This is a genomic window from Nocardiopsis sp. LDBS0036 (assembly GCF_041228755.1).
In the GTDB taxonomy this organism is placed as follows: domain Bacteria; phylum Actinomycetota; class Actinomycetes; order Streptosporangiales; family Streptosporangiaceae; genus Nocardiopsis; species Nocardiopsis dassonvillei.
Genome location: NZ_CP141103.1, coordinates 4763793 through 4778047, shown reverse-complemented (window position 1 = coordinate 4778047; position 14255 = coordinate 4763793). Strand labels below are relative to the sequence as shown.

At 73.3% G+C, this 14255-nt stretch carries 12 protein-coding genes; 5 read left to right on the top strand and 7 right to left on the bottom strand.

Going from position 1 to position 14255, the window contains the following annotated elements:
- Positions 1 to 114 precede the first annotated feature (114 nt).
- From UIS43_RS20310 to UIS43_RS20285, 6 genes are all read right to left on the bottom strand, one after another.
- On the bottom strand, positions 115 to 651 hold the full coding sequence (locus UIS43_RS20310) for a flavin reductase family protein (protein ID WP_117198414.1): 537 nt from the start codon (positions 649 to 651) through the stop codon (positions 115 to 117).
- 486 nt (positions 652 to 1137) lie between these two features.
- Positions 1138 to 2493 (bottom strand): LLM class flavin-dependent oxidoreductase, encoded by a 1356-nt coding sequence (locus UIS43_RS20305; RefSeq protein ID WP_013155928.1) that lies wholly within the window; start codon positions 2491 to 2493, stop codon positions 1138 to 1140.
- 81 nt (positions 2494 to 2574) lie between these two features.
- Complete coding sequence (locus UIS43_RS20300) at positions 2575 to 3438, bottom strand: ABC transporter permease (RefSeq protein ID WP_370011311.1); 864 nt, start codon at positions 3436 to 3438, stop codon at positions 2575 to 2577.
- Complete coding sequence (locus tag UIS43_RS20295) at positions 3431 to 4267, bottom strand: ABC transporter ATP-binding protein (RefSeq protein ID WP_013155926.1); 837 nt, start codon at positions 4265 to 4267, stop codon at positions 3431 to 3433. Before UIS43_RS20295 ends, UIS43_RS20300 begins: the two co-directional genes overlap by 8 nt.
- Entirely contained in the window at positions 4264 to 5397 is a 1134-nt protein-coding gene (locus UIS43_RS20290) for an ABC transporter substrate-binding protein (RefSeq protein WP_370011308.1), read from the bottom strand. The genes UIS43_RS20295 and UIS43_RS20290 overlap by 4 nt, the downstream gene beginning before the upstream one ends.
- Positions 5398 to 5469: 72 nt before the next feature.
- Complete coding sequence (locus tag UIS43_RS20285) at positions 5470 to 6381, bottom strand: TauD/TfdA family dioxygenase (protein ID WP_019609400.1); 912 nt, start codon at positions 6379 to 6381, stop codon at positions 5470 to 5472.
- Positions 6382 to 6784: 403 nt separating this feature from the next.
- Here UIS43_RS20285 and UIS43_RS20280 point away from each other — a divergent pair, with 403 nt between their 5' ends.
- Entirely contained in the window at positions 6785 to 7744 is a 960-nt protein-coding gene (locus tag UIS43_RS20280; protein ID WP_370011305.1) for a sulfite exporter TauE/SafE family protein, read from the top strand.
- 36 nt (positions 7745 to 7780) lie between these two features.
- Here UIS43_RS20280 and UIS43_RS20275 read toward each other — a convergent pair whose 3' ends face one another.
- Entirely contained in the window at positions 7781 to 9739 is a 1959-nt protein-coding gene (locus tag UIS43_RS20275; RefSeq protein WP_370011303.1) for an aconitate hydratase, read from the bottom strand.
- Between the two features lie 257 nt (positions 9740 to 9996).
- Here UIS43_RS20275 and UIS43_RS20270 point away from each other — a divergent pair, with 257 nt between their 5' ends.
- The 4 genes from UIS43_RS20270 (at position 9997) to UIS43_RS20255 (ending at position 14239) form a co-directional block, all read left to right on the top strand.
- Complete coding sequence (locus UIS43_RS20270; protein WP_370011301.1) at positions 9997 to 11019, top strand: LacI family DNA-binding transcriptional regulator; 1023 nt, start codon at positions 9997 to 9999, stop codon at positions 11017 to 11019.
- Between the two features lie 117 nt (positions 11020 to 11136).
- Positions 11137 to 12396, top strand: a complete 1260-nt coding sequence (locus UIS43_RS20265) for a sugar ABC transporter substrate-binding protein (RefSeq protein WP_013155920.1) — start codon at positions 11137 to 11139, stop codon at positions 12394 to 12396.
- Positions 12393 to 13334, top strand: a complete 942-nt coding sequence (locus UIS43_RS20260) for a sugar ABC transporter permease (RefSeq protein ID WP_358169396.1) — start codon at positions 12393 to 12395, stop codon at positions 13332 to 13334. The genes UIS43_RS20265 and UIS43_RS20260 overlap by 4 nt, the downstream gene beginning before the upstream one ends.
- A complete protein-coding gene (locus UIS43_RS20255; RefSeq protein WP_013155918.1) occupies positions 13331 to 14239 on the top strand; it encodes a carbohydrate ABC transporter permease in 909 nt (302 codons plus the stop codon). The genes UIS43_RS20260 and UIS43_RS20255 overlap by 4 nt, the downstream gene beginning before the upstream one ends.
- The last annotated feature ends 16 nt before the right edge of the window (positions 14240 to 14255 follow it).

Sequence of the window (14255 nt, the reverse complement as noted above, 5' to 3'; positions counted from 1 at the left end):
GGCGTCAAATATGACGTCATGTCAATCGTCCGCCGCGCACGACTGAGCGCCGTACCCCCGCGGGGGTACGACGCGTCACCGCCGGGTCCTGGGCGGCCGTCGGAGTCGCCCTGGTCAGGCGGGGTTCGGGCCGTGCAGAGGGACGAAACCGCCGAAGGCGCCGCGGTGGTACAGCAGCGGCGGACGGAGGTCGTCCAGGACCAGGGTGTGCGTCACCTCGCCGACGACCAGCCAGTGGTCGCCGATCAGCCGGGTATCGAACCTCCTGCACACCAGGCTGGCGGACACCCCGTCGAGCAGGGGGACCTCCTCGGGACCCGGGCGCCACGACGTCGGCGGGGCGAAGCGGTCCGCGCCGCTGCGGGCGAACCTCGCCGCCAGGTCCGTCTGGTCCTCGGCCAGGAGGTGTACGGCGAACGCCCCGGCCAGGTGCAGCGTCGTCCACGTCGAGGAGGTCTCGGCGACGTAGAAGGCCACCAGCGGCGGATCGAGGCTCACGCTGGTGAACGAGGTGGCCGTCAGTCCGACGGGGCGGCCGTCGACACCGGCCGTGATGACGACGACCCCCGCCGGGTGGTGCCGCAGCGTCGCGCGGAACCGGGCGGCCTCGGAGGCGGGGTGGGGCGGGGAAGCGCTCTGCGCGGTGCTCATCGGACTCTCCCTCGGTACTGGGAACGCGGCGTTCAGGCGGCGTGCGCCACGGGGCGGGGCCGCCTCACGGCCGGTGGCCGTGAGGCGGCCGGGCGGTGGCCGTACGGCGGTCGGGACCCGTGGGGGCGCACAGGTCCGGGAGGCGAACGGGCCCGGGGAGGCGCATGGCCTCCCGGGGCGGGACGACACATCCGGGGCGGAGGACGGGGCCGGGGCCGGGGAGGCGGATCCGGGGCGGGGCCTCGGCGCTCCGCGCGCAGCGGCCCTCCCCTGCCCCGGATCCGCGGGCCGACCGCGCGGTCGCCGCTCCGGCGGTCGTCGGAGCGGCGGCCGGAGGTCGGCCCCGGGGCGGCGGCTCCGCGATTCCACCGCCCCGTGTCGAGGGTCCTTCCCTTCAATCCACTTTGCCAACCGAAAAAGTATGGAATAACCGCGGCGGCAGGGGCCGCCAAGGGCGCCGACGCCGCGGTCCCGTCCGCGGCCGCCTCAGACCGCGCCGGAGACCTCCGGTACCGGCACGGCTTCGGCGTACTGGCTGGGAGGACGGGGCAGACCGTAGTGGTCGCGCAGGGTCGTCCCCTCGTACTCCTCCCGGAAGAGGCCGCGCTCCCGGAGGATCGGCACCACCTGGTCGACGAAGTCCTCCAGGCCGCCGGGGAGGTGGGGCGGCATGACGTTGAACCCGTCGGCGGCCCCGGCCTCGAACCAGCCCTGGATCTCGTCCGCCACCTGCTCGGGCGTGCCCGCGAAGGTCCGGTGGCCGCGCCCGCCGCCCAGGCGCCCGATCAGCTCCCCCACGGTCAGCGACTCACGCGCCGCCAGGTCCGCGACCAGGGTGTACCGGCTCTTGTTGCCGCGGATGCCGTCCTCGCCGGGCAGCGGGGGCAGGGGGGCGTCCAGCGGGTGCCCCGTCAGGTCCACCCCCAGCATCTGGGAGAGCTGGCGCAGGGCGTAGTCCGGGGAGATGAGCCCGGTGAACTCCGCCTCCAGCTCCTTGGCCGCGGCCTCCGTCGGCGCGATGAACGGCACGATCCCGGGCAGGACCTTCAACTCCTGCGGGGCGCGTCCGAAACGCGCCAACCGCCCCTTGAGGTCGCGGTAGAAGTCCACCCCCTCCCGGAGGGTCTGCTGCGCGGTGAACACCGCCTCGGCGTAGCGCGCGGCGAACTCCCTGCCGTCCTCGGAGGACCCCGCCTGCACCAGCACCGGACGGCCCTGCGGCGGGCGGGGGGAGTTCAGCGGCCCGCGCACCCGGAACCGCTCGCCCTCGTGGTCGATGGCGTGGACGCGGTCGGGGTCGGCGAACACCCCCTCCTCGGCGTCGAGTCGCAGGGCGCCGTCCTCCCAGCTGTCCCACAGCTTGACGACGACGTCGGTGAACTCCGCCGCACGCGCGTAGCGGTCGGCGTGCTCGGGCACCTGGTCCAGTCCGAAGTTGGCCGCCTCGTCCTCGCGGCCGGAGGTGACGATGTTCCATCCGGCGCGTCCGCCGCTGATGTGGTCCAGCGAGGCGAAGGCCCTGGCCAGCAGGTAGGGCGGGTAGTAGCCGGTGGAGGCGGTGGCGATCAGCCCCACCCGCTCGGTCACCGCGGCCATCGCGCTGAGCAGGGTGATGGGCTCGAAGACGGCGAGGGTGTTGCGCTCGACCCGGTGGCCCACGGCCAGGCCGTCGGCGAAGAACACCGAGTCCAGCCGTCCGCGTTCGGCGACGCGCGCCAGGTTCTGGAAGTGCGCCACGTCCAGCACCCCGTCCTGCCGCGTGCGCGGGTGCCGCCAGGCCGCCTCGTGGTGCCCCACCCCCATGAGGAAGGCGTTGAGGTGGAGCCGTCGTCCGTCGGTCATCTGCGTGGTCCTTCGCTGTCGTGGGTCATCGGTCGTCGGCCAGCGGTCGGCGGTTCCGGTCACCGCCTCCGGGGCACGCGGTCACCGCTCGGTCGTGCGCCAGCGGGAGAAGCGCCGTTCGAGCGCGACGAGGACGCCGTTGAGGGCCACCCCCACCACGGCGATGGCCAGGATTCCCGCGTACATGTCGTGGATGAGGAAGTTGAGCTGGGCGGCGTTGACGAGGTAGCCCAGGCCCGACTGGGAGCCGACCATCTCCGCGGCGATGAGCACGAGGATCGAGGAGGCCCCGGCCATGCGCACGCCGGTGAAGATCGACGGGACCGAGGCGGGCAGCACCACCTTGCGGAACAGCGCGAGCGGCCCGAACCCCAGGGAGGCCGCCGACTTGACGAGCAGGGGGTCGACGGTCCGGACCCCGGTGATGGTGTTGAGCAGGACCGGGAAGGCGCACGCGTAGACCACCAGGGAGACCTTGGAGGCCTCGCCGATCCCCAGGACGAGCACGAACACCGGCAGCAGGGCCAGGGCCGCGGTGTTGCGGAACAGCTCCAGGATCGGCGTGAGGAAGTCCGACACCGGCCGGTACCAGGCGATGAGGACGCCCAGCGGCACGGCGGCGGCCACGGCGACGAGGAAGCCGCTCAGGGCGCGGGCGAGGCTGGCGGACACGTGGTTCCACAGCTGTCCGCTCAGGGCCAGGTCCCGCGTCGCGGCCAGGACCTCGGTCAGCGGGGGCAGGAACACCCGGTCGAGGAGGCCGATCCTCGGCGCCACCTCCCACAGCAGGAGGAAGGCCGCGATGACGGCCGAGCGCTTGAACCAGAGCCAGGCCAGCCGGAGCGCGGCCGTGAGCGCGGGGGGAGGTCCGCCCGGGCCCGGCGCCGCCGGGGAGGAGGCGTCGGAGGGGGCGGTGCCCGCCGAGCGGGTCAGCGTGTCAGCCATGGTCGGTTCCCCTCCCGGTGAGCGCGCGCTCGGTCCGCCGGGCCTGGGCCACCTCGTCGTGGAGTTCCCGCCACACCCGGTGCCGGTAGTGCGCGAACGCGGGGTCCGAGCGCAGGTCGCCGCCCGCGCTCCGGTCGAGGTCGATGTCGATGACGCTCTTGATCCGGCCCGGGCGCGAGGTCATCACCGCGACCCGCTGTCCCAGGTAGACCGCCTCGTCGATGCCGTGCGTGATGAACAGGACCGTCTTGCCGGTGCGCTCCCACACGGACAGCAGCTCCTCCTGGAGGGACTCGCGCGTCTGGGCGTCCAGGGCCGCGAACGGCTCGTCCATGAGCAGGACCTCGGGGTCGAAGGCCAGGCTCCGGGCGATGGCCACGCGCTGCTTCATACCGCCGGACAGCTCGTGGGGGTAGCGGTCCTCGAACCCCTCCAGGCCGACCAGCGACAGGTACTCGCGCGCGCGGTCGGCCCGGGTGCGTCGGGGCAGGCCCTTGGCCTCCAGCCCGAACTCGACGTTGCCCTGCGCGGTGCGCCAGGGCAGCAGCGCGTACTGCTGGAAGACCAGGCCCCGGTCCAGGCCCGGTCCCCTGACCGGGGCGCCGTTGAGCAGGATCTCGCCGGAGGCGGGCCGGGTGAGCCCGCCGACCAGGTCGAGCAGGGTGGACTTGCCGCAGCCGCTGGGCCCGACCAGGGTGAGGAACTCGCCCGAGGCGATGTCCAGGGTGACGTCGTCGATCGCGGTCAGGGTGGCGGACCGGCCGCGTGCGGTGAAGGTCTGCCGCACCCCGTTCAGGCGGAGCTTGACGGGTGCTGTGGCGGTGCTCATCGGTTCCCCCCGTCCCCGGCCGCGCGCCGTGTGTCGTCCGCTCCCCCGGAGGCGCCGTCCCCGGGAGCACCGCCCTCCGCGAGGGGTCGGCCGTCGGGGCCGGAGCCCTCGGGGTAGGTCCCGTTGGCGTAGGGGTTGTAGTCGTTGGTGAACAGCTCCTCGGCCTCGACCGCCCCCTCGTCGAGTTCGCCGTTGCGGACCAGCCAGTCGATCCAGGTCCGGAACTCGTCCGGGGCGATGACGCCGCCGGGTCCGGCGACGCCGGTGCTGCGCCAGTACCGGACGGCCTCGGCGCTCTCGTTGCGGCCGCGCCGCCCGATGATGTCGGTGTAGCGGTCCACCACCTCCTCGCGCGGGGTGGTCTGCGTCCACCGGATCGCGCGGGCGGCCCCGCCGACGAAGGCCTGGACGGTGTCCTCGTGTGCCTCGATGAAGTCGTCGCGCAGCACGAGGGAGCCGTAGCTGAAGGCGCCGTACAGGCCGTGGTCGGTGAACAGGGGCCGGATGCCGCCGCGCTCCAGGGCGACCTCGCGCAGCAGGTCGCCGAGCGTGGCGACCTCCACCTGCCCGTTGCGCAGGGTCTGCTCGGCGTTGACCGGCGGGACCACCGTCAGCTCCACCCGGGCGATCTCCTCGTTGGTCAGTCCCTCCCTGGCCAGCCACTCGCGGACCACGAACTCGTGGTGGGCGCCCAGGGTGTTCATGGAGACCCGCTTGCCGACGAGGTCGCGGGCCCCGGTGATGTCGCTGTCCTCCAGGACGTAGTAGCCGTTGTGGGTCTCCTCGTCCGCCCCGTAGTAGGCCAGGACGGCGGTGACGGGCGCCCCGGCGGCGGCCAGCTTGGCGATCGCCCCGTTGAAGGCGCCGCCCACGTCGGTGCTGCCGGTGGCCGCGGCCTGGATGTCCTGGGGGCCGCTGGTGGTGTCGCCGATCCACTCCAGCCCGATGCCGTCCAGGTAGCCCAGGTCCTCGGCGAGTTCGGGCAGGAGGACGTCTCCGGTCCAGCCCTGGTAGCGGATCACGGGGGAGGCTCCGGCCGCGCCGCTCCCCGGGGGTCCGCAGGCGGAGAGCAGGGGGAGGGCGGCCCCGGCGGCCGCGGTGTGGCGCAGGATGTCGCGTCGGGTGTGCATGTGTTGGCTCCGGAGGGCGGCGGGCCGGGCTCGCCGGCCCGCCGCGGGCAGAAGGAGGTTCGGGGCCGCGGGTCAGACCGCGGGGGTGTAGCCGCTGGAGTCGCCGGTCAGGGAGCGGCTGGGGCGGCCGTCCACGCCCCTGGGGAGGTCGCCGCCGACGGTGATGCGGTGCAGGCGCCGGGGCTCGTCCCCGTAGTCGGCCACGGCGTAGTGCTGGGTGGCGCGGTTGTCCCACACGGCCACGTCCCCCTCGCGCCAGCTCCACCGGACGGTGTTCTCGGCCCGGGTGACGCGCTGCTGGAGCAGGTCGAACAGGTGGTGGAAGTCCTTGCTGCTCAGGCCGGTGAAGTGCTGGGCGAAGTGGCCGAGGAACAGGACCCGTTCGCCCGTCTCGGGGTGGACGCGCACCACGGGGTGCTCGGTCTTGAAGAGGGTGGAGACGAAGGCCTCCCGGTACTTCCTGAGGTCGCCGGTGGGCTCGCGTTCGGGGGCGACCGCCGCGTAGTCGTAGTCGTTGGTGTGGACCGCGCGCAGGCCGTCGGCGAGGTCCTTGAGCGGCTGGGGCAGGTCCTGGTAGGCCGTGGCCGTGTTGGCCCAGACGGTGTCGCCGCCCCGCGGGGGCAGGTGGACGGCGCGCAGGACGCTGGCCTGCGGCGGGCGGTCGACGAAGGTGACGTCGGTGTGCCAGCTGTTGGCCTTGCCCCGCTCGGAGTCGATCGGCAGGACGTGGTGGTCGCCGCCGAAGGCCGCGCCCGTGGTGGGGTGCGGGGTGGTGAGCGGGCCGAGCAGGGCGGCGAAGCCCGCCTGGGTCTCGTCGGTCAGGTGCCGCTGGTCGCGGAAGAAGACCACCTTGTGGGCGAGCAGGGCCGCCCGGATCGAGGCGACGGTGGCCCCGTCCAGGTCGGGGCCCAGGCGCACGCCGGAGATCTCGGCGCCGATGCGTCCGGCGACGGGGCGAAGGGACAGGTCCGTGGTGGTGGTCACGGCAGGGCTCCTCACGGGGCGGGAAGGCGCGGCGGTCACCTCACGCGTCCGGTCGCGGGCCGTTCGCGGCGAGTGACACGAAGGTAGGACCGGCCGAACCCTAAAGTCAACTAAGTTGGTAGGAATAATATGGTTTCGTGGCGCACGCCACCGGACACCCTCTGCGGCCACCCCTGGAGCCGCGCGGGATCCGGGAGCCGCCCCGGGCGGGCGCCGAAAAATCCTCGGAAACACCCGGCGATCTACTTGGCCACTATTCCTACCAACATGGTAGATTTACCTCCATCGCCAGCACGGCGCCCGATCCGGCGCCCGCGGCGGACCGATCCGAGCCCTCCGTCCGGAGCCGGACACCGCGCCGACCTCCACCGCCCCGCGTATCCCTCCCCACCGGAAGGCCCACATGCGCACTCTCGTCCTCCTCGCCATCGCGGGATTCTTCGCCCAGCTCGTCGACGGCAGTCTCGGCATGGCCTACGGCGTCACCTCCACCACCCTGCTCCTGCTCTTCGGCACCAACCCGGCCGCGGCCTCGGCCACGGTCCACCTCGCCGAGATCGGCACCACGCTGGCCTCGGGCGTCTCGCACTGGAAGCTGGGCAACGTCGACTGGAAGGTCGTCCGGCGCATCGCCCTGCCCGGCGCGATCGGCTCGTTCGCCGGGGCGACCTTCCTGAGCTGGCTGTCCACCGAGGCCGCCGCGCCGATCATGTCCGGCATCCTGCTCGCGCTCGGCCTCTACATCCTCATCCGCTTCACCGCGTGGGGCACGCCGACCCGGAACCTGGACAAGCCCCTGCGCAGGCGCTTCCTGACCCCGCTCGGCCTGGTGGGCGGGTTCGTCGACGCCACCGGAGGCGGCGGCTGGGGCCCGGTCGGCACCCCCGCCCTGCTGGCCAGCGGGCGCATGGAGCCGCGCAAGGTCGTCGGCACCATCGACACCAGCGAGTTCATCGTCGCCCTCGCCGCCAGCCTCGGCTTCCTCGTCGGTCTGGGCGCGGCCGGGATCAACGTCGGCTGGGTGCTCGCGCTGCTGATCAGCGGCATCATCGCGGCGCCGATCGCCGCCTGGATCGTGCGCTACATCCCGCCCCGCATCCTCGGTTCGCTGGTCGGCGGGCTGATCGTGCTGACCAACACCCGGACGCTGCTCGGCACCGAGTGGCTGACCCTTCCCCCGGCGGCCCAGACGGCCGTCTACGTGCTCGTGTGGGCGGCGTGGATCGGCGCCGTGGTCTGGTCGCTGCGCGCCCACCTCGTCGAGCGCCGCGCCGCCCCCGCGGCCCCGGAGGAGAGCGCGGAGCCGACCGCGCCGAGCGCCGCCGAGCCGGAGAGGCAGCGCTCCTCCGACACCGCCTCCTGAGGGGAGTCCCGGCGTCGGGCCCGGGCGGCGGGCAGGTCAGTCCAGCTCCCGGGCCAGCAGCGGGATCCGGCCGCCCGCCAGCACCGCCTCGGCCTGCGCCGGGGAGAGCTGGTGGTCCAGCCGGTACTCCTCGTCCCTCGTCGTGTTGCGCGCGGTCAGCTCCGAGCCGGAGGTCAGGGCCTCCTCCAGGCCGTCCAGGACGAGGACGTCGCCGGAGCCGACGCGGTCGTAGTCGCCGGGTTCGGTGAACCGCAGGGCCAGCACACCGAAGTTGGCGAGGTTCTGCCAGTGGATGCGGGCGAAGGACTTGGCGATCACCGCCCGCAGGCCCAGGTAGCGGGGGGTGATCGCCGCGTGCTCGCGGGAGGAGCCCTGCCCGTAGTTCTCCCCTCCGACCACGATGTGGCCCCTCTCGCGGCCCGCCTCCCTCGCCCGGCGGGGGTAGTCCTCGTCGATACGGGTGAAGGTGAACTCGGCGAGCCGGGGCACGTTCGAGCGGAAGGGCAGCGCGCGGGCGCCCGCCGGGGAGATCTCGTCGGTGGAGACGTCGTCGCCGACCTTGAGCAGCACCGGCGCCTCGATCCGGTCGGGCAGGGGCGGGAAGTCCGGCAGCGCGGAGATGTTGGGCCCCTTGACGAGTTCGACCCGCGCGGCCTCCTCCGGCGGCAGCGGCGGGACCAGCATCGCGGTGTTGACCGCCGCCCGCTCCGGCGGACGCAGGTCGGGATGGTCCAGGCCCAGCTCCCTCGCCAGGTCGCGTGGGTCGGTGATGACTCCGGTGAGCGCGGAGGCGGCGGCCGTCTCCGGGGAGCACAGCCACACCGCGTCCTCCACCGTGCCCGAGCGGCCGGGGAAGTTGCGCGGGAAGGTGCGCAGCGAGTTGCGGCCGACGGCGGGCGCCTGGCCCATGCCGATGCAGCCCAGGCATCCGGCCTGGTGGATGCGGGCCCCGGCCTGGATGAGGTCGAGGGTCGCTCCCGTGCGGGTCAGGTCGGAGAGGATCTGGCGTGAGGACGGGTTGACGTCGAAGCTGACCGCGCTGTCGGTCTGGCGGCCCCTGACCATGGCGGCGGCGACCGCGTAGTCGCGCAGTCCCGGGTTGGCGGAGGAGCCGATGACGACCTGGCTGACGTCGGTGCCCGCCACCTCGCGGACCGGGACGACGTCGCCGGGCGAGGAGGGCCGGGCGATGAGCGGCTCCACCCCGGACAGGTCGATCTCGTCGGTCACGTCGTAGTCGGCGTCGTCGTCGGGCAGCAGCTCGGTGAAGTCGTCCTCACGGCCCTCGGCGCGCAGGAAGTCGCGCACCGCGCCGTCGGAGGGGAAGACCGTGGTGGTGGCGCCCAGCTCGGCGCCCATGTTCGCGATGACGTGGCGGTCCATGGCGGTGAGCGCGGCGACTCCGGGACCGTGGTACTCGATGATCCGGTTGAGCCCGCCCTTGACCCCGTGCCGCCGCAGCATCTCCAGGATGACGTCCTTGACCGAGGTCCACGGGGGCAGCTCCCCGGTCAGGCGCACGCCCCAGATCAGCGGCGCCCGGACGCGCAGCGGGCGCCCGGCGATGGCCATGGCCACCTCCAGGCCGCCGACGCCGACCGCCAGCATGCCCAGCGATCCGGCGGCGCAGGTGTGGGAGTCCGAGCCGACCATCGTCGCGCCGGGCACCCCGAAGCGCTGCATGTGCGTGGGGTGGGAGACGCCGTTGCCGGGCTTGGAGTACCACAGACCGTACCGGCGCGCCGCCGAGTGCAGGAACGCGTGGTCCTCCGCGTTCTTCTCGTCGGTCTGGAGCAGGTTGTGGTCCACGTACTGCACGCTGACCCGGGCCCGGGTGCGGTCCAGTCCGAGGGCCTCCAGCTCCTGCATGACCAGGGTGCCGGTGGCGTCCTGGGTGAGGGTCTGGTCGACGGAGAGCCCGATGACCTCCCCGGGCGCCATCTCCCCCTCGACCAGGTGCGCGTCGATCAGCTTGCGCGCGACTCCGCGTCCCATGGCGTTCTCCCCTCGTCCGCCTTCCCCCGCTCCTGACCGCACGGGCGCGCGGCAAACGGGGGCGCCGCCGGTTCGGCGCACGGCGGTCCGGGGCGAGGCGGCCCGGCCCCGGACTCCGCGAGGATCCTCCGATGAGGGGGTTGTCACACGGGGGTGTGGTTCCTACCATGGTGCCCGTTCATCGAATCGATTCGACGGATCCGCGCGGCGGGCTGTCGAAGCGCTTCGACAAAGGTGTGCGGGGGAGGGAGGCCGCGATGGTGACCATCAAGGACGTCGCCGCGGCGGCGGGCGTGGCCCCGAGCACGGTGTCCTACGTGCTCAGCGGCTCCCGCCGCGTCTCCGAACGGACCCGGTCCGCGGTGCGGACGGCCATCGACGAACTGGGCTACCACCCCAACGCGGGTGCGCGCTCCCTGCGCAGCGCCCGCACCCGCGTGATCGCGCTGGCCCTGCCGCTGGCCTCGCCCGGCTACCTGCCGGTCGGCGGGCGGTTCATGTACGGGCTGAGCCGCGCCGCCGGGGAGCTGGGCTACGACCTGCTGCTCCTGACCGTGCGCGACGACGACGCCGGGGCGTACGGGCTGGAGCGCGCCGCGCGCAGCAGGCTCGCCGACGTCGCGGTGATCATGGGCGTGGAGATGGAGGACCCCCGCATCGGCGCGATGGACGCGCTGGGGTTCCCCGTGGTGGTCCTCGGCCGCCCCTCCGACGAGGACGCCGCGCCCTGGGCCGACCTCGACTGGGAGGAGGCCGCGGTCGCCTCGCTGTGCCTGCTGCACGGGACCGGGCACCGCGACCTGTGCTTCGTGTCGACTGTGGAGGAGGACATCGCCTCGGGCCGCAGCTACTCCGTGCGCGGTCTGCGCGGGGCCGAACGCGCCGCCGCCGAACTCGGCGTCCCCGTGCGCGTCCTGCCCTCGGCGAAGGACCCCGCCGAGCTGTACCGGCGGCTGGACGCGCTCCTCGACGGGGACCGCCCGCCCACCGCGCTCGCCCTCCAGCACCCCGCCGCCGTGCCCGGGGTCCTGCGCCACCTCGCAGCGCGCGGCACCGACGTGCCCGGGGACGTCTCCCTGGTGGCCATCGGCAGCTTCCCCGAGGACCTCGCGGGACTGGACGTGACCCGGGTCGAGCTGCCCGTCGAGCGGATGTCGGCCGCCGTGACCCGGCTGGCCGCCGAGGCCGCGCGCGGCAGCCCGCCGCTCCCGGGAGGACGGCGCGAACTCATCCCGCCCGAGATCACCCCCGGGGGGACGGTAGCCGCTCCCCCGCCCTGACCCCCCGGCCCCGGCGACCCGCTCGCCGGACCCGACGGCCGGTCGCGACCCCGGCGGCGCCAGCCCCCGACGCGACCGGCGCGTTGACACCCGCCCCCGCCGAGAAGGCCCCCCGACATGCGCGAACACCTGTACCGACACCCGCACCGCCCGCTACGAACGGCGTCGGCGGCCGTCTGCGCCGCGGCGCTCGCCCTGACCGGAGTCGGCTGCGCGGCCGAACGCGACCCGAGCGTGTACACCATCATGGACTCCAGCACCGACGAGCCCTACCACACCTGGGACCAGGAGGCGATGGACGCCTGCGGGGAACAGGTGGGCGTGGAGGTGCGCCACATCAGCGTGCCCGCCGACCAGCTCGTGCCCAAGGCCCTGCGGATGGCCTCCTCCGACTCGCTCCCCGACGTGCTCAACCTCGACGGCTCGGACCTGCCGCAGTTCGCGGCGGCCGGGGGCCTGGTACCGCTGGAGGAACTCGGCATACCCACGGACGGCCTGTCCGAGGGCGCGCTGTCCATCGGCAGCTACGAGGGCGTGTACTACGGCGCCGCCCGGTCGGTGAACTCCCTCGGCCTCTTCTACAACGCGGCCGCCCTGGAGGAGGCGGGCATCGACCCTCCCCGGACCTGGGCTGAGCTGGAGGAGGCCGCCGCCGAGCTGACCGGGGGCGGGCGCTACGGCCTGGCGATCAGCGCCCTGGCCACCGAGGACGGCGTCTACCAGTTCCTGCCGTGGCTGTGGTCCAACGGCGGCGACGAGAGGGAGCTGGCCTCACCGGAGTCGGTGGAGGCACTGGAGTACGTCACCTCGCTGGTCGAGGCGGGATCGGTCTCCCCCTCGGTGGTCAACTGGACCCAGGCCGACGTCAACGACCAGTTCATCGCGGGCAACGCGGCCATGATGGTGAACGGCCCCTGGCAGCTGCCGGTCCTCCAGGAGCACCCCGACCTGGAGTGGGCCGTGGCGGAGATCCCCGTGCCCGAGGCCGGGGACACCTCGGTGGCGCCGATCGGCGGGACGACCTTCACCGTGCCGGTCAACGCCGAGGACCCCGACCGCGAACGCGTGGCCGCCGAACTCGTGGCCTGCCTGACCACGGCCGAGGCGCAGCTGGACTGGTCCACCAAGGGCAGCAACGTGCCCGTGGACACCGGGGCGGCCGAGCAGTACCGCGACCTGGTCCCGGAGCTGGCCCCGTTCGTGGACCAGGTGCGCACGGCGCGCAGCCGGACCGAGCACGCCGGCACCGAGTGGAACGCCTACTCCCAGGCCATCGGCACCGCGCTCCAGGCGGCGCTCACCGGCGAGGCGAGCCCGCGGGAGGCCATGGAACGCGCCCAGGCGCGGGTCGAGGCGGAGCTGGAGGCCCGGTCATGACGGCGACGGGGACGAGGCCCACGGCGACGGCGACCGCGAGGACGGCGACCACGGCGCGCGGGCGCCAGAACCTCACCAAGTGGCTGTTCGTCGCCCCGGCGCTGCTGTACATGCTGCTGTTCTTCGGGTACCCGCTGGTCCGCAACGTGGCGATGAGCTTCCAGGACTACACCTTCTCCACGTACTTCACGGGGGAGGCGCCGTTCAACGGGCTGGAGAACTGGCGGGCGGTCTTCGCCAACGAGCTGTTCGGCGCGTCCCTGTGGCACACCCTGCTGTTCACACTGGGATCGCTGGCGGGGCAGTTCTGCATCGGCATGGCGCTGGCGGTCTTCTTCAGCCGCCGCTTCCCGCTGTCGGGGATCATGCGGTCCCTGCTCCTGCTGCCGTGGCTGATCCCGATGGTGGTGGCCGGCACCGTCTGGCGCAGGGTCCTGGACCAGGAGACCGGCGTGCTGAACGAGTCGCTCCAGGCGCTCCAGATCACGTCGTCGGCCGTGCCCTGGCTGAGCAGCCCCGACTTCGCGCTGCTGTCGGTGGTGCTGGTCAACATCTGGATCGGCATCCCCTTCAACATGGTGATCCTCTACGGCGGGCTCCAGGAGATCCCCGCGGAGCTGCGCGAGGCGGCCGTGCTCGACGGCGCGGGCCCGCTGCGCACCTTCTTCGGGGTGACCCTGCCCCTGCTGCGGCCCGTCGTGACCGTGGTGCTGGTGCTGGGCTTCATGTCGACCGTGAAGATCCTGGACCTGATCCTGGCGCTGACCAACGGCGGTCCGGCGCACTCCACGGAGACCCTGGGCACCCTCACCTACCAGCTGTCCTTCCTCCAGCTCGACTTCGGCCAGGGGGCCGTGGTCGGCAACGTCCTGATCCTCGTCAGCATGGTGTTCGCGGTCATCTACCTGCGCGCCAACCGTGGAGGTGTCACCCGATGAGCGCCGCACCCGAGAGCACCGCCCCCTCCCCGGCGGGCCCGTCCCGGAGCGGCGGGGCACCGGCCGCCGCGCGGCCCCGGCGCCCGCGCGTGACGCGCAGGGCGCGGGGCGACGCCGTGAGCGCGGTGTTCGGCGTCCTGGTCCTGGCCGTGCTGCTGTTCCCGCTGTACTGGATGGTCAACACGGCGCTGCAACCGGGCGCCGCGATGGTGGAGCTGCGGTGGTTCCCGCGCACGCTCGACCTCGGCAACTTCCAGCGGGCGTGGGAGTCGCAGGCGGGCAACCTGCTCACCTCGATCCTGGTGGCGCTCGGCGCGGTCGCGGTCTGCCTGGCGGTGGCCGCCCCGGCGGCCTACGCCCTGGCCCGGTTCCGGCTGCGCGGCGCGGAGACGGTCGTGTTCGCCACCCTGATCACCCAGATGGTCCCGGGCATCGTCGTGGCCAACGCGCTGTACAACGCCTACGTCGAACTGGATCTGGTCAACTCCTACCTCGGGCTGATCCTGGCCGACGCGTCCCTGGGCATCCCCTTCACGATCGTCCTGCTGCGCGCGTTCATGGTGTCCATCCCCGAGGAGGTGCTGGAGGCCGGGATGCTCGACGGCGGCGGACGCCTGCGCGTGCTGGTCTCGATCGTGCTGCCGATGAGCCGCAACGCGCTGATCACGGGCAGCCTGTTCACCTTCCTGTTCGCGTGGTCGGACTTCCTGTTCGCGCTGACGCTGAACACGACCGACGCGGTCAAGCCCGTGACGCTCGGCATCTACGAGTACATCGGCGCGCACGTCGGCGACTGGGGCGCCGTCATGGCCGTGGCCGTCCTCTCCTCGATCCCCGCGGCGGTGCTCCTGGTCGTCGCGCAGAAATACGTGGCGGCCGGGATCTCCGGGGGGTCGATCAAGTGACCCGCCGCCCGCACCA

Coding starts and splice junctions, on each gene's coding strand:
- UIS43_RS20310 (WP_117198414.1), bottom strand. CDS start 651: ATGAGCACCGCGCAGAGCGCTTCCCCGCCCCACCCCGCCTCCGAGGCC.
- UIS43_RS20305 (WP_013155928.1), bottom strand. CDS start 2,493: ATGACCGACGGACGACGGCTCCACCTCAACGCCTTCCTCATGGGGGTG.
- UIS43_RS20300 (WP_370011311.1), bottom strand. CDS start 3,438: ATGGCTGACACGCTGACCCGCTCGGCGGGCACCGCCCCCTCCGACGCC.
- UIS43_RS20295 (WP_013155926.1), bottom strand. CDS start 4,267: ATGAGCACCGCCACAGCACCCGTCAAGCTCCGCCTGAACGGGGTGCGG.
- UIS43_RS20290 (WP_370011308.1), bottom strand. CDS start 5,397: ATGCACACCCGACGCGACATCCTGCGCCACACCGCGGCCGCCGGGGCC.
- UIS43_RS20280 (WP_370011305.1), top strand. CDS start 6,785: ATGCGCACTCTCGTCCTCCTCGCCATCGCGGGATTCTTCGCCCAGCTC.
- UIS43_RS20275 (WP_370011303.1), bottom strand. CDS start 9,739: ATGGGACGCGGAGTCGCGCGCAAGCTGATCGACGCGCACCTGGTCGAG.
- UIS43_RS20270 (WP_370011301.1), top strand. CDS start 9,997: ATGGTGACCATCAAGGACGTCGCCGCGGCGGCGGGCGTGGCCCCGAGC.
- UIS43_RS20265 (WP_013155920.1), top strand. CDS start 11,137: ATGCGCGAACACCTGTACCGACACCCGCACCGCCCGCTACGAACGGCG.
- UIS43_RS20260 (WP_358169396.1), top strand. CDS start 12,393: ATGACGGCGACGGGGACGAGGCCCACGGCGACGGCGACCGCGAGGACG.
- UIS43_RS20255 (WP_013155918.1), top strand. CDS start 13,331: ATGAGCGCCGCACCCGAGAGCACCGCCCCCTCCCCGGCGGGCCCGTCC.